19 protein-coding genes are annotated in these 17,444 nt (G+C 45.6%); all 19 read left to right on the top strand.

Features of this window, described 5'->3' with window-relative positions; all coding sequences use genetic code 11:
• Positions 1–60 precede the first annotated feature (60 nt).
• The 19 genes from M2444_RS09350 (at position 61) to M2444_RS09260 (ending at position 17,444) form a co-directional block, all read left to right on the top strand.
• Positions 61–420 (top strand): histidine triad nucleotide-binding protein, encoded by a 360-nt coding sequence (locus M2444_RS09350; RefSeq protein ID WP_042130338.1) that lies wholly within the window; start codon positions 61–63, stop codon positions 418–420.
• A 139-nt stretch (positions 421–559) separates the two neighbouring features.
• Positions 560–733: a 30S ribosomal protein S21 gene (gene rpsU / locus M2444_RS09345; RefSeq protein ID WP_036657994.1), complete on the top strand. Its 174-nt coding sequence runs from the start codon at positions 560–562 to the stop codon at positions 731–733.
• A gap of 15 nt (positions 734–748) precedes the next feature.
• On the top strand, positions 749–1,192 hold the full coding sequence (locus M2444_RS09340) for a GatB/YqeY domain-containing protein (protein WP_042190953.1): 444 nt from the start codon (positions 749–751) through the stop codon (positions 1,190–1,192).
• A 118-nt stretch (positions 1,193–1,310) separates the two neighbouring features.
• A complete protein-coding gene (locus M2444_RS09335; RefSeq protein WP_256989816.1) occupies positions 1,311–2,696 on the top strand; it encodes an NfeD family protein in 1,386 nt (461 codons plus the stop codon).
• Positions 2,697–2,759: 63 nt separating this feature from the next.
• Positions 2,760–3,761 (top strand): flotillin-like protein FloA, encoded by a 1,002-nt coding sequence (gene floA / locus M2444_RS09330; RefSeq protein ID WP_060621995.1) that lies wholly within the window; start codon positions 2,760–2,762, stop codon positions 3,759–3,761.
• Positions 3,762–3,779: 18 nt separating this feature from the next.
• Complete coding sequence (locus M2444_RS09325) at positions 3,780–4,331, top strand: hypothetical protein (protein ID WP_094870315.1); 552 nt, start codon at positions 3,780–3,782, stop codon at positions 4,329–4,331.
• A 173-nt stretch (positions 4,332–4,504) separates the two neighbouring features.
• Positions 4,505–4,798 (top strand): sporulation protein YqfC, encoded by a 294-nt coding sequence (gene yqfC / locus M2444_RS09320; RefSeq protein ID WP_094870316.1) that lies wholly within the window; start codon positions 4,505–4,507, stop codon positions 4,796–4,798.
• The gene (yqfD, locus tag M2444_RS09315; protein ID WP_280786783.1) at positions 4,795–5,976 is read left to right on the top strand and encodes a sporulation protein YqfD; all 1,182 of its coding nucleotides are present in this window, start codon (positions 4,795–4,797) and stop codon (positions 5,974–5,976) included. The genes yqfC and yqfD overlap by 4 nt, the downstream gene beginning before the upstream one ends.
• Positions 5,977–5,991: 15 nt before the next feature.
• Positions 5,992–6,963: a PhoH family protein gene (locus M2444_RS09310; RefSeq protein ID WP_042190944.1), complete on the top strand. Its 972-nt coding sequence runs from the start codon at positions 5,992–5,994 to the stop codon at positions 6,961–6,963.
• Between the two features lie 14 nt (positions 6,964–6,977).
• Positions 6,978–9,233 (top strand): HD family phosphohydrolase, encoded by a 2,256-nt coding sequence (locus tag M2444_RS09305; RefSeq protein WP_094870318.1) that lies wholly within the window; start codon positions 6,978–6,980, stop codon positions 9,231–9,233.
• Entirely contained in the window at positions 9,230–9,727 is a 498-nt protein-coding gene (ybeY, locus tag M2444_RS09300; protein WP_280786782.1) for an rRNA maturation RNase YbeY, read from the top strand. The genes M2444_RS09305 and ybeY overlap by 4 nt, the downstream gene beginning before the upstream one ends.
• Positions 9,727–10,122 (top strand): diacylglycerol kinase family protein, encoded by a 396-nt coding sequence (locus tag M2444_RS09295; protein WP_042130323.1) that lies wholly within the window; start codon positions 9,727–9,729, stop codon positions 10,120–10,122. The genes ybeY and M2444_RS09295 overlap by 1 nt, the downstream gene beginning before the upstream one ends.
• A 205-nt stretch (positions 10,123–10,327) precedes the next feature.
• Entirely contained in the window at positions 10,328–10,747 is a 420-nt protein-coding gene (locus M2444_RS09290; RefSeq protein WP_280786781.1) for a cytidine deaminase, read from the top strand.
• Between the two features lie 655 nt (positions 10,748–11,402).
• Positions 11,403–12,296, top strand: a complete 894-nt coding sequence (gene era, locus M2444_RS09285) for a GTPase Era (RefSeq protein ID WP_042190933.1) — start codon at positions 11,403–11,405, stop codon at positions 12,294–12,296.
• A gap of 112 nt (positions 12,297–12,408) precedes the next feature.
• A complete protein-coding gene (locus tag M2444_RS09280; RefSeq protein ID WP_076117313.1) occupies positions 12,409–12,552 on the top strand; it encodes a YqzL family protein in 144 nt (47 codons plus the stop codon).
• Positions 12,553–12,588: 36 nt separating this feature from the next.
• Complete coding sequence (gene recO, locus M2444_RS09275) at positions 12,589–13,344, top strand: DNA repair protein RecO (protein WP_094870321.1); 756 nt, start codon at positions 12,589–12,591, stop codon at positions 13,342–13,344.
• Positions 13,345–13,772: 428 nt separating this feature from the next.
• Positions 13,773–14,660 carry a glycine--tRNA ligase subunit alpha gene (glyQ, locus tag M2444_RS09270; RefSeq protein ID WP_280786780.1) on the top strand — a complete coding sequence of 296 codons (888 nt, stop codon included), beginning with the start codon at positions 13,773–13,775 and terminating at the stop codon, positions 14,658–14,660.
• Positions 14,653–16,728, top strand: coding sequence for a glycine--tRNA ligase subunit beta (gene glyS / locus M2444_RS09265; RefSeq protein WP_280786779.1), 2,076 nt, complete (start codon positions 14,653–14,655; stop codon positions 16,726–16,728). The genes glyQ and glyS overlap by 8 nt, the downstream gene beginning before the upstream one ends.
• Before the next feature lie 239 nt (positions 16,729–16,967).
• Positions 16,968–17,444, top strand: coding sequence for a YaiI/YqxD family protein (locus M2444_RS09260; protein ID WP_094870349.1), 477 nt, complete (start codon positions 16,968–16,970; stop codon positions 17,442–17,444).

Below are 17,444 nucleotides of genomic sequence, written 5' to 3'. Positions count from 1 at the left end.
CCTGTATGATTATCTTATGATGAAGTGAAATTTCACCAATTTTTAGGAGGCAAGCACTCTATGGAGACCGTGTTTAGCAAAATTATTGAGGGTACTATTCCTTCCAAAAAAGTATTTGAGAACGAACGTATTCTTGCATTCTACGACATCGAGCCGGCTGCACCGGTACATGTGTTGATCATTCCAAAGAAGTTCATTGCTTCCATGAATGATGTCACACCTGAGGATCTTCCGTTAATTGCGGAAATTCACAGTGTAGCGCAACAGATCGCTATCGACCTTGGGATTGCCGAGTCTGGTTATCGTTTGATCAATAATTGTGGTCCTGATAGTGGACAAGCTGTGCCTCATCTTCATTATCACTTGCTTGGTGGGGCCAAGCTGGGAGCTCTCACAGGAAACTCAGCTTCTCACGCATAGTACAATCATTAAATGTTGAAGAACTTGCCAGAAAAAAAGAATAACACGAAGGTTGACACCCTATTTCCGTTTGACCTATAATGGAATTTGATAAACCGTGTTATGCTCTTGGACGGTATGGTCGGAGGGAGGGGAAACTGTGTCTGAAACGAAAGTTCGCAAAAACGAGACAATTGATGCTGCACTTCGTCGCTTTAAACGTTCCATCGCAAAAGATGGTGTCTTGGCTGAGGTGAAGAAACGCAAACATTACGAAAAGCCAAGCGTTAAGAAAAAGCTGAAGTCTGAGGCTGCTCGTAAGAGAAAGTTTTAGGAGGATTACCCACGCATGAATCTTAGCGAGAGATTGAACGAAGATATGAAGCAAGCGATGAAGAGTAAGGACAAGTTCACGCTCTCCACGATTCGAATGGTTCGTTCTACAATAAAGTATCTTGAAATAGATTTGAAGAGAACATTGGACGACAACGAAGTGCTTGATATCCTTAGTCGTGAAATCAAACAGCGCAAAGATGCCCTCCAAGAATTTGAATCAGCGGGTCGCGATGAGCTTGCCGCGAGTACGAAGGCAGAAATCGAGATTATTATTAAGTATCTTCCCGAGCAACTTTCCGAAGAAGAAATTAAAGCAATTGTACAGCAGACCATCCAGGAAACCGGTGCTTCTTCGAAAAGTGAAATGGGTAAGGTCATGAGCGCACTGATGCCTAAGGTCAAAGGTCGCGCCGATGGTAAACTCGTGAACCAAGCGGTTCAGCAATTTCTGCAATAATATAGCGCCAGCACCCCTTGCAAAAGGGGTGCTTTTCTTTGTTTTGAAACGTAATTACGCTTACAACGTAATAAAGTGTATGTGTCCCGGGTCAAATTGAAGAAGGGAGGTAAAAACATTGAAAAGATTACGGAAAATTATGTTATCCAGCATTCCGGTTGTTTTACTGCTACTGCTCTTAACGCCGTTTATCCCGAATGTAAGCGCTGATGTAACCGTGCCAAAAGCACCAAAGGCTGCGAATGGTGAGATGAAGAAAGGCCCGGTGTTTATTATTCCGGTTGATCAAAAAATTGAAAGAGGTCTGCAAAGCTTTTTGGAAAGAGGGTTCGCAGAAGCTGCTAATTATGGAGCGGTTCTAATTGTACTGGAGGTGGATACACCGGGGGGACTGGTGAGTTCAGCAGAACAGATTGGGACGATGGTAAGAGATAGTGACATACCTACCGCAGCTTTTATTAAAGGTGATGCCGCTTCCGCAGGCAGTTACATAGCACTTAACGCAGGTGCAATCATCATGAAGCCGGGCAGCATGATCGGTTCTGCATCTCTAGTAGATAGTGGCGGCCAGAAAGTAGAAGACGCGAAGATGGTGTCCTACTGGAAATCAAAAATGATTGGAGCCGCTGCTTTAAATGAGCGTGATCCTGATATTGCTGCGGGAATGGTCGATAGTAATTTGGTTGTGGATAAGCCAGATCTAGGCGTATCTAAAGCGCAGGGCGAAATTATTGCCTTGTCTAGTGACGAAGCTTTAAAAGCTGGTTATGCTGATCAAATTACAACCACTCCAGAAGAGGCAATTACTTGGTTAGGTTATACTACAGATGATATTTTTCGTGTGGAGCATACGGGTGCCGAGAAAATGTCGCAATTTCTGACAAATCCGATTATTATGACGATTCTGCTATTCATCGGGATTACAGGCATTGTGATTGAGTTGATCGTTCCGGGCTTCGGTGCACCTGGGATTATTGGGACATTAGCCTTTGTTTTATATTTTTTCGGAAATTCTGTAGCAGGGTTTGCCGGATCAGAGACTTGGCTTTTGTTCATCATCGGACTTGTCATGCTTGTGCTGGAGCTGTTCGTGCCGAGCTTTGGGATATTGGGGATACTAGGTTCCGTCAGCCTTGTGGCAGGTGTCGTACGCGCAGCATACAGCTTCACACATGCATTGTTTAGTCTCGGTATCGCATTCGCGGCTGCAACAGTAGTCATTGTGATTGTGGCTGTCGCATTTAAAGAACGTGGAATTTGGAATAGGTTTATTTTGAAGGATACGCTCTCCAAAGATCAGGGATTTGTACCTGTTGAAGAGAAGTTAAGCTTAGTTGGAGCTATAGGAAACAGTATTACACCACTTCGTCCATCCGGAACGGCTATGATTGGTGGCGAGCGGGTAGATGTCGTTACTGAAGGCAGCTTTATTAGCGTTAATGCACCGGTCTCTGTTGTAAAAGTTGAGGGCGGACGGATTGTGGTGAAGGAAATTAAGGAATAAGGTAAAAGATAAAAGGTATGGCGAATAGTAGCTCCACAATAATTTACTGGAGGTTGTAAAGTTATGGAAGCATCTTTAATTACTTTTTTGTTGATTGCGGTAGTCGTAGTCATTTTGTTGAGTGTCTTTTTAAGCTTCTTCCCGGTCATGCTCTGGATTTCTGCATTGGCGTCAGGGGTTAGAATTAGTATTATTACGTTAGTAGCGATGAGACTGCGTCGTGTAACACCAAGTCGGATTGTTAATCCTATGATTAAAGCGACAAAAGCTGGTCTTGGACTTAACATTAATCAACTGGAGAGTCACTATCTCGCTGGTGGTAATGTAGACCGGGTGGTTAATGCCCTGATTGCCGCTCAGCGTGCAGACATTCCTTTGGAATTCACTCGCGCAGCAGCAATTGACCTCGCAGGACGTGACGTACTTCTGGCCGTTCAGATGAGTGTAAATCCACGTGTGATCGAAACACCTATTGTAGCGGCTGTAGCTAAGAATGGTATTGAGGTTAAAGTAAAAGCAAGGGTTACTGTTCGTGCTAATATTGACCGTCTCGTTGGTGGTGCAGGTGAAGAAACGATTATTGCCCGGGTCGGTGAAGGGATTGTAACTACGGTAGGTTCGAGTGATTCGCATAAAGATGTTTTGGAGAATCCGGATTCGATCTCACGTACAGTTTTGGCCAAAGGTTTGGATTCCGGTACGGCTTTTGAGATCCTCTCCATTGATATTGCGGATATCGATGTAGGTAAGAACATTGGTGCTTATCTTCAAACCGAACAAGCAGAAGCGGATAAACGTATTGCACAAGCTAAGGCTGAAGAACGCAGAGCAATGGCTGTCGCTCATGAGCAAGAGATGAAGGCACGCGTTGTTGAAATGAAGGCGCTTGTTGTGGAAGCTGAATCTCAGGTGCCTATGGCGATGGCAGAGGCGCTCAGAAATGGTCAAATCGGTGTGATGGACTACATGAACATCAAAAATATCGAGGCGGATACACAAATGCGAGGCTCCCTCGGCAAAATGAATGATCAGGACGACAATAACCGTCCTAACAATAATAAATAAAAGGGGATGTGAATCTCCATGAGCTGGATCTATATCGTTGCGGTAATTATCTTCGCGATTGTATCCAATGTGAACAAGGCTGCGAAGAACAAACCTAAAGGTGCTACACGTGGAGGAATGCCCACTTTTGGTGGAGGAGATGAGAATCCTTTACGTCGTAATAAGGATGTGGATGGGAGCGGAGACCACCCTGAACAGTCTAGGAGTGGGTTTCCAACTCCTGTGACTACATCCTCCCGCGAGTATGACGCATCACCTGCCTTTCCAGAGCCTGCGTACATCCCGACACCAGATTATTCTACTGGAGAAGGTATGTCTTTGGAGCACGCTGATGACGGAGTTGAATTGCGCACGCAAAAAATGCAAGAAGAGGTGCGGCGTATTCAAGCTGCTTTTGATGGAATCGCGGGAGCAGATTCCAAATCGGAGAAGACGAAGAGCACATCCTCTGACACAGCTGTCGAGTCAAATAGAACAGCGAATAGGGGTGAGTTGCGCAATGGTGTGGTTTGGGCGGAGATTCTAGGACCTCCGCGCGCGCGCCAGCCGCATTCCACCCGAAGATCGTAATTTTCGGTCAAAGTAACAATTTTAAGCCTTAGTTTTCTTATCTTAACGATAGGAAAGCTGAGGCTTTTTTTATGTTTTTTATACCTGAATGCTGCTCCTTTATTACTTCTTCTCATAAACAAAAGCGTTGCCGCATAAGGTGTACAGAAGGCAGGAAGGGGGAACGTCTACTTATGACCCGTATTGGCCGCAGGCTGCGGGGATGGACAAACGGGGTGCTCGATTTACCACAGGACTTACTACAGGAAATGCCCCGGATCACCCTGATCGGCAATAAAGAACTGTATATCGAGAATCATCGCGGCGTGCTGCATTTTTCCTCAGGCCAGCTTAAGCTCGCGTTAGCTAATGGATCGCTTGAAATCACGGGCGAGGATCTTGTCATTCGCAATATTCTTGGCCAGGAGCTGGCGGTAGAAGGCATTATCGGAGAGATCAGATATAAAGAAAGCGAGGGGAAATCATGAAGGAACCACCTCTTTCATCACTGCGGGGATCCGTTACACTGCATGTGACGGGGCCTCAGGTGGAGAGATTCATTAATGTCATTTCTGAAGCAGGTATAGTGATTTGGGATGTGAGGCCCGCTGAGGGCGGCGCTTCCCTTAAGCTGCTTCTGAATGATTTTTATGTCCTCCGTCCGATTTTAAAGAAGACAGGCTGTCGGATGCACGTTACAGGAAGAAGCGGACTGCCTTTTTTGATTGCGCGGCTTTGGAAACGTAAATTTTTTGGCATGGGAATATTGGTATTCGGGATTATGCTCTTTATGTTATCCACGATGGTATGGAGCATTAGAGTCGAGGGGAATGAAAAAATTGCTTCTGAGGATATATTGGCAGCTGCTCGTCAGGAGGGGGTGTATCCTTTTCAATGGATATGGCGTCTGGATGAGCCGGACAAGCTCTCTAAGGGGCTCCTAGCCCAATTACCCGGCGTTTCATGGATAGGGGTGCAGCGGACGGGGACGAGCATTAAAATTCAGGTGGTAGAATCTAAACAGCCGGATATTAAACCTCTTCTTAGCCAGCGGCATTTGATTAGCAGAACAGATGCGGTGGTAACTGAAATATATGCGGAGCAGGGCAGACCGGTTGTAGCGCGTAACTCACGGGTCAAAAAAGGGGATATCCTGATTTCGGGTGCTTTAGGCGACGAAGAGAATGTACAGTACGTGGTGGCTAAAGGTGAAGTTAAGGGTCTAGTGTGGCATGAATACAATATAGAGGTGCCTCTTACAACAACAAATAGCTCATATACAGGGGATCGTAAGGATCGAACCTATCTGGTGCTTGGCAAATGGGCTATCCAGCTATGGGGTTATGGCCATTCTCCTTTTGAGAAATCACGAACGCTTATTGAGCACGATCCGCTATCCTGGCGGTCCTTTAAGCTGCCGCTGGGCCTAATGACTGAGAAAGAAATGGAGATTAGTGAAACAAGTGAGACATTAACTCCAGAGGCTGGATTTGAAAAGGGAATAGAGCGAGCGAAGAATGATATTTTGGCGCGTTATGGCGTTGATAGCGTCATCAAAAGTCAAAAAGTTTTGCATGAGAAGAAAGAGAATGGTAAAGTTTATATGAAAGTGATCTTTGAAGTAGAAGAGAAAATTTCCGAAGAACTGCCAATAGTAAACAATTGAGGAGAATGAGGCTACTTGTCAGAACAGACTGCAAGCATTCGTATTACTTTGCAAAATGCGGGAGAAGCGCAATCGTTGTTCGGCCCGCAAGATGGATTCCTAAAAATCATCGAGAGTGAAATTCCTGCTATTATTGATTCCCGTGAAGCAGAGTTAACGATACGTGGTGCGGAGCGGGAAGTAGACATGCTGGGACAATTGTTTAATGTGTTGCTGTCCCTCATTCGGAGCGGTTACATACTTACTGAACGTGATGTGCAGTACGCTGTGGAGCTGGCGAAAGACTTTCGAGTCGATCAATTGCTCGATTTGTTCAAGGGAGAAATTACAACAACTTTTCGTGGAAAGCCTATCCGTGTCAAAACGATTGGCCAGAAACATTATGTGACAACGATCAAGAAGCGTGATATTGTATTCGGAATCGGTCCTGCAGGAACGGGTAAGACCTACCTGGCGGTAGTGCTTGCAGTTACGGCACTAAAAGAAGGTTCTGTTAAGCGTATCATTCTTACGCGCCCAGCAGTAGAAGCAGGAGAGAGTCTAGGGTTCCTCCCAGGGGATTTGCAAGAAAAGGTAGATCCATACCTCCGTCCGTTATATGATGCCTTATACGACGTTATGGGGCCCGATCAGGTGGCTAAGGCGCTTGAACGGGGATTGATTGAAATTGCTCCGCTCGCTTATATGCGTGGTCGTACGTTGGATGATTCATTTATTATTTTGGATGAAGCCCAGAATACAACGCCTGAGCAAATGAAAATGTTTTTGACTCGACTCGGCTTCGGGTCCAAAATGGTGATTACGGGTGACGTTACCCAGATTGACCTGCCTCGCGGCAAGAAATCCGGTTTAATTGAGGCTAAAGCGATTTTATCCGGCATAGAAGAACTCGGTTTTGTTTATTTTGCGGAGCAGGATGTAGTACGGCATTCCCTGGTGCAGAAAATTATCGTTGCCTATGACCGCTCTGCCGAAAACCTCCAATAAAGGGGATTGTCTTCATGGCTTCAAAGCAACCATCTAAATTAAGCGGATTTGTATATACGAACAACGGATGGAAGTATAGCGCGGCGACACGCTATGCTCTTTTCCTGTTACTCGGACTTGTGTTCTACTTTAGTCTGTCGCCCGATCTACTGCCTAAGCGGTACGATATTAAAGAGAATACGCTCAGCGCGAAGGAGATTACAGCGCCCAAGCAAATTTTGGACAAGAAGGCAACACTAAAGGCGGCGGAAGAAGCGGCCGAAGGTGTATCTCCTAAGTATAAAATTATCCCGATGAGGGCCGATAATCTCGTGACATCGCTGCTGGACCGGATTGATCGCCTGAATCAGGATGATTTGATTTCACAAAGCGATAAGACTGAGATTTATCGTGATGAGATCCCGCAGAGAGCCAATGATTTTATTTTGAATTTCATAGCCTCCAATCGGGGCGGAGGCACTTATTCCGATCATCTTTTGGAGGAAATGCAATCTGTCATAAAAGAGCAGACCTATGTCATTCCAGATGAAACTTACATTAAGATTCCGCGACTGACCTCTCAGGACATTATCGAAATGAAGCCTGTCGCTCGTGATATTGTGACTAGGCTGATGAACGATCAAATCACGGATGCCCAGACTGCGCGCGCCAAAGTGGCGGAGCAGGTCAGTATCAGCTCTCTGAGTCAGCGCACGGCGCGTGAGGTTGTGCAGGAGTTAGTCCGGCTTGTTATTACTAGCAATAAGTTCTATGACGAAGATGCAACGAAGGAAGCAAAGGTGCAGGCTCGTGAGAACACACCTGATGTGTTTATTGAGCAAGGCGACGTCCTCGTCGCTAAAGGCCAAAAAATCACCCCTGAGCTCTACGCCCTTTTGGATGAGAATGGCCTGCTAAGTAATGAGGTCAACTATTGGCCTCAAGTTGGATTACTATTACTTTCTACCATGCTATCTGCGGGTCTGATGGTGTTTATCCGTTACTCGGGTGGAACCGCGGGCTTCAAGTATAACAATTCCCAGTTATTAATGCTGGTGCTTGTGTTTGTTATTACGATCATTTCCATGCGGTTGACCGCAATTTTGCAGACGGATGTCCATTCCTATCTCGGGTATCTGGCTCCAGTAGCCATTGGTGCTATGCTGATTACCATGCTTCTGGATATGACATTAGCATATTTCTGTTCTATCCTGATCAGTATACTTGCCAGTATCATTTTGAATGTTCAGCAGAATTCGGTGTTTGATTTTACCTTTGGCTTCTTTTCAATTGTTGTTTGTTATGTAGCTATTTTTGCCACTCATCGTGCAGGCCAGCGTTCCACATTATTAAAAGGCGGGATTATGGTATCCCTTTTTGGCTGTGTGACCGTCTTTATGCTGACCCTCTTAGCTGGTGGTGAATGGAAAGATGTAAGCACGCTGTATGCCGTTGGTTTTGCTTTTGCGAGCGGACTTTTGACCGCAGTGCTTGTGATTGGTCTGATGCCTTTCTTTGAAGCTACCTTTGGTATTCTATCTGCCCTGAAGCTGGTAGAGTTGTCTAATCCGAACCATCCCTTATTGCGCAAGCTTCTTACGGAAACACCAGGAACCTATCACCATAGCGTCATGGTAGGTAACCTGTCAGAAGCGGCCGCAGAAGCGATTGGAGCAGATGGCCTATTGTGCCGTGTGGGGTCGTATTATCATGATATAGGCAAAACAAAACGTCCGTTTTATTTTATTGAGAATCAGAATAATATGGAAAACCCGCATGACTCTATTGAACCGAAGCTTAGTAAATCTATCATTGTAGCTCACGCCCGCGATGGGGTGGAAATGCAACGGGAATATAAGCTGCCCAAACCGATTCGTGATATTGCTGAGCAGCATCATGGCACTACGTTCCTGCATTATTTTTACCATAAGGCTCTGAAGCTGGCGGAAGAAAAAGGTGTTGAGCCTGATTTTACCGAGGAAGATTTCCGTTATCCTGGCCCGAAAGCTCAGTCGAAGGAATCGGCTGTTGTAGGAATCGCCGACAGTGTTGAAGCTGCGGTACGATCCTTACGCAAACCAACCGTCCTTCAGGTGGAAACGATGATTGAGAAAATTATTAAAAGTCGACTGGATGATCATCAGTTTGACGAATGTGATTTAACGATTAAAGAATTGGACATTATTGCACGGACGCTGAAAGAAACGGTCATGGGGATTTTTCATTCACGGATCGAATACCCAGAAGATGTGCGTAAGCCGAAAAAAGAGGAAGGGGCAGCTAACCCATGAGTTTAGAGATCGTTTGGGATAACGAGCAAGAAGAATACGAGATAAAGGACGATCTCATCGCACTGCTGGAGAGTATTTTGAAAAAAGCAGGTGAAGCGGAAGGGATCGATCAGGGGGAGGTTGCGCTTACTTTTGTCGATAACACTCGTATTCATGAGTTGAACTTGGAGTTCCGGGGAATTGACCGTCCGACGGACGTACTTTCTTTTGCGATGAATGAAAGCGGAGAGGACGAGCTGGACATTATATACGAAGTAGAAGAGGGCGAAGCACTGGAAGATGTTCCGGATGTACTGGGAGATATCATCATTTCCGTAACTCGTGCTCAGGAGCAAGCGCAGGAATATGGTCATTCGCTGGAGCGTGAGCTTGGTTTCCTCTTTGTGCACGGATTTCTGCATTTGTTAGGATATGATCATCAGGATGAAGCTTCAGAGGCAGAGATGATGTCTAAACAAGAGAAGGTACTAGCTCAGGTTGGGTTGACTCGCTAATGGTGAAGAACACGGCGGTAGGACACAAGAAGTTCTGGCACTCTTTTCGGTTTGCATCGCAAGGCATCGTGTCGGCATTCAAATCGGAGCTTAACATGAAGGTGCATTGCTGTTTGGCTGTGGTTGTACTTGTTGCCGCTGCCGTGTTCAGACTTCCTCTGGCCAGTTGGATGCTGCTGCTCTTCTCCATTACGCTTGTCTTAACTGCCGAGCTGCTCAATACGGCAATCGAGGCGACGGTAGACCTGATCTCGCCGGAGATTCATCCGCTGGCTAAGAGAGCAAAAGATACCGCCGCAGGAGCTGTGCTTCTTACGGCGGTGTTTGCTGTCTTAGTCGGGGTCTATGTTTTTTACCACCCGGTGATGGACTGGATTAGCGGACTTATGTCATAATCAGGTTACAATTCAATTTAGGGGAGAGGCGGACCCGCGTTTTGCGATTCCGCCTCTTTGGTTACTGGATGTTTAGGAAGCGAGTTTTGTACGAAGTAATTCCAGGTTGAGACGCTAACAAAACTAAGTGGATGCTCTCGAAGTGAGTTTTGTATGAAGTAATTCCATGATGTAACGCTAAACAAAACTTTAGGAGGACCCCAATATGGATTCCACTCTTCTTATGCAAGAAGCGATTAAAGCACGTACTAAGGCATATATTCCTTACTCCCGATTCGGAGTTGGAGCCGCCCTCCTTGATCAGGATGGTCATATTCATCACGGATGTAATGTAGAAAATGCTGCTTTTGGTCCAACCAACTGTGCGGAGCGAACCGCTTTATTCCGTGCCATCGCCGACGGTCATGCTATCGGTTCTTTCAAGGCAATTGCCGTTGTTGCCGATTCCGATGGCCCCGTATCTCCTTGTGGTGTATGCCGCCAAGTTCTGATTGAGTTGTGTTCACCAGACATGAAGGTTATCCTTGGAAACATGAAAGGCGATATTGTTGAGACCACGGTGGGAGAATTACTTCCCGGCGCTTTTGGTCCCATAGATCTGAAGCAAGGACAAGCTCCGGAATAAAATGAGGGTTTGATTTAATGCCTGATTAAAGGCAAATTTAAGTATAGTTAGACGAAGGTTGCTACTTTAATTGCACAATGTACAGTTACATTGCTACTCTTTGGCACAACAATGAATTTAGTTGCAGATAGTGCAATTAAATTTATGATATAGTCCGTGTTTGGCTCTTAAGACTGGACATATTTGCACAGAATACAACTAAAACACCAAAAACATAAACTCAAACTCAAATTAGTTGTACAAAGTACAATTAAAATTGCTCCAGTTCTACCAAGTTAGGCTAATCTGGTGCAAACTATGTGTTATTAGAGTAACATTACAAGGTAAGCGCCGCGGCAAAAGCCGCCAGAGATTTTTTGCACATCGTAATTTGAACCCCTGCCTGCAATCTGCATCTTAGTAATCTTTATCCATGGTAAGCTTAATGCGGACTGTGTTCATAAGCGACAGTAAGCGTGTTCCCAATAAGGGACGAAAGCGCTCATGCACGATCGTCTCTTTAATCCGTCGAACGTTGCAGGTATGCCCATTTCCGGGTGTCCAGAGGGCCGGGGCCCATGGAGTTCCCCTTGGCTAAGGGGATTTAGGGGATCGAAAAAGATCTTGGAAGATTTTTGAACGTAAATTTAGAAGGAAAGTATGGAAGGAAGATAATATGAAATTCAAATCAGGCTTTGTCGCAATTATCGGCAGACCGAACGTAGGCAAATCGACACTCATGAACCAGGTTATTGGACAGAAGATTGCAATCATGTCGGATAAGCCACAGACCACTAGAAACAAAATCCATGGGGTCTATACAACGAATAATTCGCAAATCGTGTTCCTGGACACACCAGGTATTCATAAAAGACAGTCCAAGCTAGGCGACTACATGAACCAAACTGCAATGAGCACGCTGGGTGAAGTTGAGGCTGTGCTGTTCCTTGTGGATGCTGCAGATGGTTTGGGCGGTGGAGACCGATACATTGCTGAGCAATTAAACGGACTTAAGACGCCAGTTATTCTTGTACTCAACAAGATCGATAAAATAGAGCCGGAAGCCTTGCTCCCACTTATGGCTCAGTATAACAAGCTGCATAACTTTGCTGAAATCATTCCAATTTCAGCTAAGATGGGTAGCAATGTTAACACGCTGTTAGAGCAAGTCGCTAAGTACTTGCCGGAAGGTCCGCAGTACTACCCAGAAGATCAAATTACGGATCACCCTGAGCAATTTGTGTGCGCAGAGCTAATCCGTGAGAAGATTCTGCATTTGACGCGCGAAGAAGTACCGCATTCCATTGCCGTGGCCATCGAAGATATGAGGGTTGAGCCGAATGGTGTTGTCCATGTGTCTGCCGTTATTTTTGTTGAACGTGATTCTCAGAAGGGGATTATTATCGGTAAGCAAGGTGCGCTGCTGAAAGAGGTTGGAAGACGTGCTCGGACAGATATTGAGAACCTTTTGGGTTCGAAGATTTTTCTGGAGCTATGGGTAAAAGTGAAAAAAGACTGGCGCAATCAGGATCGCGTTTTGCGGGATTTGGGCTTCCATAAAGACCTTTAAGATCTATATCCGTTCTTCCTCGTTTGGCAGGAATTGCAAGGATAGAACCTGGCTCATCGCACATCCTAATTCTTGAAGAGACATCGTCTTTCCCAAGAAAGGATGAATACGAATGCGAAACTTTTCGTGGAAGTATTTTGCAATGACAGGAGACGTCGATGCTTACCTGCTATACAAGGAAGCTGGCTATCCACTTGAAGACAGTGGATTACAGCTAGTGGAAGAAGAGAAGGTCTGTGATGAAGAAGCGCAATAAGGACTGGTTGCTTGCCGAATGGTTGGGGGAAGAGGCATGCTACACAGGGTGGAAGGGATCGTCATCCGCAGCATGGACTACGGCGAGGGGAACGCAATCATTACGCTTTGCACCGAGAACGCGGGAAAAGTAGGAGTTCTGGTGCGTGGCGCAAAGAAGGTCAAAAGCCGCCATGCTGCACTGATCCAATTGTTCACCGTCGGTGAATTTGTTTTTTTTAGAAATAACGGAGGACTTGGGACGCTGAATTCCGGCGAAATCACGAAGTCTCACCACCCTCTACGTGAGGATTTGATCAAAGCTGCTTATGCATCTTACGCTTGTGAACTGCTTGATAAAGTCCTGCATGATGAGGAGACGGGAAGCTTCTGGTTTCGCCAGCTTACGGCCTGCTTGAACGCACTTGAAGAAGATAAGGAACCTGGAGTTATCATAAATGTTTATGAAATGAAGATTTTGCAAGCAGCCGGTTATGGTCCAGAGTTCGACACCTGTGTGATATGTGGAGCTGAAAAGCCTGATGAACAACTGCTGATAAGCCCTCGCCTTGGTGGAGCGCTCTGCCGCAGCTGTAAACATAATGATCCTCCAGCTATGGAGGTCTCCGCTCGTGCGTTGAAGTTGCTACGCTTATTCGCCAGACTTGATCTAACTAGATTAGGGAATGTGGATGTCAAAGAAAGCAGCCGAGATGAATTGAAAAAAATTATGCGAGCCTTTATGGATATGCAGCTTGGATTAAAGCTGAAATCACAGAATTTCCTGGACCAGCTCGACAAGTACAAGATTTGACGAAATCTGATTTTTCCGTTACTATAGGAACAGTTTCTGTATAAGATTATCTGATCGCCGTTTTGCTCCATTTCGGGAGAGCGTGCATTGATCGGGAAAGTAGTGAGCGACATTGTTGCGATTCAGCGAGCTGGGGGTAGTGGGAGCCTGGCGGGACAACGTTCATGAACATGGCACCCGGGAGTACGGATATGGCGAATGAAAGTGGATTTCGTTCTTGTCTTTAGCCGTAATATCGCTGAAGCAAGGTATGAAATCAAGTAGGGTGGAACCGCGGGAGAATAAGTTGAACTCTCGTCCCTATGTCTGTTAATCAGGCATGGGGGCGGGGGTTTTTTGTTGCTGTCAGAAGCGAAAAGTGCCGCCTCCATGGTAAGAAGTTTTAAGCAAATGGAGTTAAAAACTTGTAAAGCGAAGGAGACGGTATTATGAACTTTCAGCAGATGATTTTGACGCTGCAGCAGTTCTGGGCTGAACAGAACTGTATTATCGTACAGCCTTATGACACAGAAAAAGGCGCCGGCACGATGAACCCTATGACTTTTTTACGCTCACTAGGTCCTGAACCATGGAGAGTTGCGTACGTAGAGCCTTCACGTCGCCCATCCGATGGTCGTTATGGCGAGAATCCGAACCGTCTGTATCAGCATCATCAATTTCAAGTCATTATTAAACCATCGCCTGATAACATTCAAGAGATTTACTTGGATAGCTTAAAGGCACTCGGTATTGATCCGCTCTTGCATGATATTCGTTTTGTTGAGGATAACTGGGAGAACCCTTCACTCGGTTGTGCAGGTCTAGGATGGGAAGTATGGCTGGATGGTATGGAAATCACTCAGTTTACTTACTTCCAACAGGTCGGTGGGATTGAAGCCAATCCAGTTGCTGTAGAAATTACTTACGGTATGGAGCGGTTAGCCTCCTACATTCAAGATAAAGAAAATGTATTCGATCTTGAATGGGTTAGCGGCATGACTTATGGTGATGTTTTTCATCAGCCGGAATTCGAGCATTCTACTTACACCTTTGAAGTATCTGATGTAAAAATGCTATTTTCACTGTTCAACATGTATGAAGAAGAATCGCGTAGAGCGATGGAAAAAAATCTTGTGTTCCCAGCCTACGATTACGTGTTGAAATGTTCACATAGCTTTAATCTGCTGGATGCACGTGGAGCCATCAGTGTTACAGAACGGACTGGATTTATTACCCGTGTGCGTAATCTTGCCCGCTCTGTAGCGGCAACATATCTTGAGGAACGCGAGAAGCTTGGCTTCCCGCTGCTGAAGAAAGAAGGTGCTGACCGTGTCTAAAGATATCCTGTTTGAGATCGGTCTGGAGGAAATTCCTGCACGGTTTATCCGCGCTGCGATGGAACAGCTGCAAGATAGAACGTCCAAGTGGTTGGATTCTGCACGGATTACCCATGCTGGAGTTACTGCTTATGCAACGCCACGTCGTCTCGCTGTTTTTGTTAAGGATGCGGCTGAGAAGCAAGCGGATATTAGCGAAGAGGTCAAAGGGCCGTCACGCAAGATCGCACTGGATGCAAACGGAGACTGGAGCAAAGCTGCATTAGGGTTTGCCCGGAGTCAAGGTGTATCCCCAGAGCAATTTACGTTCAAAGAGCTAGCAGGAGTAGAGTATATTTATGCTACTAGAAATAGTGCTGGGGTAGAGACAGCTTCGTTGCTCTCAGAAGGACTTTTAGGGATAGTAAATGCGATGACTTTTCCGAAAAACATGCGTTGGGGAGCTTACGATTTTAAATTCGTGCGTCCGATCCGCTGGTTAGTTGCTCTTTTCGGCAAAGATATTATTGATTTGGAAATTACAGATGTAAAAGCAGGGAATGTGAGCCGTGGACATCGTTTTCTGGGAACAGAGACTGTAATTTCGGAGCCTGCACAATATGTGGAGAGCTTGCGTGCGCAGCATGTGCTTGTAGATGTGAAGGAACGGGAAGAGCTGATCCTGAAACAAATCAATGAATTGGCTGAAGAAAAAAGCTGGACGATTGCGATCAAAGAGGATCTTTTGGAGGAAGTATTGTTTCTAGTTGAAACACCAACCGTGCTATTTGGAACCTTTGACCCATCGTTCTTGAACATTCCGCAAGATGTGCTGATTACTTCGATGCGTGAGCATCAGCGCTATTTCCCAGTTTTTGATGCAGCAGGCAAGCTTCTGCCTTTCTTCGTAACGGTGCGTAACGGAAATGCAGTATCTTTGGATGTAATTGCTAAGGGAAATGAGAAGGTACTCCGTGCTCGTCTATCAGATGCCAAATTCTTCTATCAAGAAGATCAAAAGATGAAGATTGATGATGCACTAGCCAAACTAGAGAATATCGTCTACCATGAAGAACTTGGCAGTGTTGGAGATAAAGTGCGTCGTATTCGCCAAATCTCCGATCGTCTTGCTGTAACATTGGGATTGTCTGATAGGGCCCTTTCTGAAGTAAGTCGGACTGCTGATATTTGTAAATTCGACCTTGTCACTCAAATGGTTTATGAATTCCCAGAACTCCAAGGCACCATGGGCGAAGATTATGCACGCAAAGCAGGAGAACCTGAAACTGTGGCAAAAGCAATCTTCGAACATTATCAGCCACGGTTCGCAGGAGATGCAGTACCTTCGACGGATGCTGGATCGGTTGTCAGCATTGCAGATAAGATTGATACAATTGTAGGCTGCTTCTCCATCGGTATCATCCCTACAGGTTCTCAGGATCCTTACGCACTGCGTCGACAGGCTGCAGGGATTGTTCAAATCGTGCTTGAGCATAAATTGCCGATTACGCTACGCGAAATTTTTGAAGCTGCGATTGAAATTCATAAAAATTCAGGGAATTCGAAACATTCTGACGATGAACTACGTATAAACCTGTACGAGTTCTTCAGTCTGCGTGTTAAACGACTTTTATCCGACAATGTACGCTATGATGTTGTGGATGCTGTTACAGCAGCTGGCTTTGACGACGTGGTAGATGTTGTAGGTAGAAGCCGTGCGCTTATGGGTGCTGTGTTAGACCAAGCAGACTTCAAAATCACCGTGGATTCACTTACACGGGTTAGTAATCTGGCAGCTAAAGCAACCAGCGAAGGGATTGATCCTTCTTTACTTAAAGAAGATGCTGAGCTAGAGCTGTATAATACATGGCAGGAGTTACACACACCGTATCTTGAAGCGATGTCTGCGAACAATGCCGAAGAAGCACTCCGAATTCTCTCGGGTCTAAAAGATGCTGTTACAGCATTTTTCGATTCCGTTATGGTTATGGCAGAGGATGAGCAGATACGTGCTAACCGTTTAGCTTTGCTTGCTGGGATTGATGCTGACTCCAAGGCGTTTGCTGATTTTGGCAAGCTCGTTTGGTAAACGACTGAGCACCGGAGTTCCCGGCTGAATTCAAGATTCGACATTTGATCAAAGATCAGCTTTTTGAACAACATCTATAAGAAAAGTTTGTGTCTTATGGTATAGAATGTTGGTTTGGGGTATAAATATACGGAACGGTGCCAATGCGTCATTTGACATCCGTTCCGTATTTATGCATAGAAAGAAGGATTTCTTGCGGTAAGGGCGTATATATATTACACGGGAAATTGGTGATGATCATGGAGAAGAAGTCCCGGTCTAGAACTATAGTCGTGGATGGGGATGCTTGTCCGGTCAAAAAAGAGATTGCTGAAGTAGGCCGCGCTTTTGGCGTGCCGGTACTGATGGTATCTTCTTATGACCATGCACTGAAAGCTGAAGAAGGTGTTACGGTTGTGCAGGTGGACCGGGGAGATCAAAGTGCCGATCTATATATTGCCAATCATATTTCTGCTGGAGATGTGGTGTTGACTCAAGACTATGGTCTCGCGGCACTTGCGCTCGGAAAACGTTGCAGTGTGCTTTCTTTTCGTGGTCAGGAATACGATGATTCCAAAATGGATTTTATGTTGGAAGGCAGGCATGCCAGGGCCGTGGAACGAAGACGGGGACAATACTCGAAGGGTCCAAAACCTATAACGGCAGAAGAAAAAATATATTTTCAACATAAAATGACAAAACTTTTAATACTTTTGCAGGAGAATGTAGAGCAATAG

The organism is Paenibacillus sp. PastF-3, assembly GCF_029893135.1.
GTDB classification, from domain to species: Bacteria; Bacillota; Bacilli; order Paenibacillales; family Paenibacillaceae; genus Paenibacillus_AQ; species Paenibacillus_AQ nitricinens.
The sequence above is the reverse complement of the archived record's forward strand: the minus strand, read 5'-3'. Positions and strand labels throughout refer to the sequence as shown.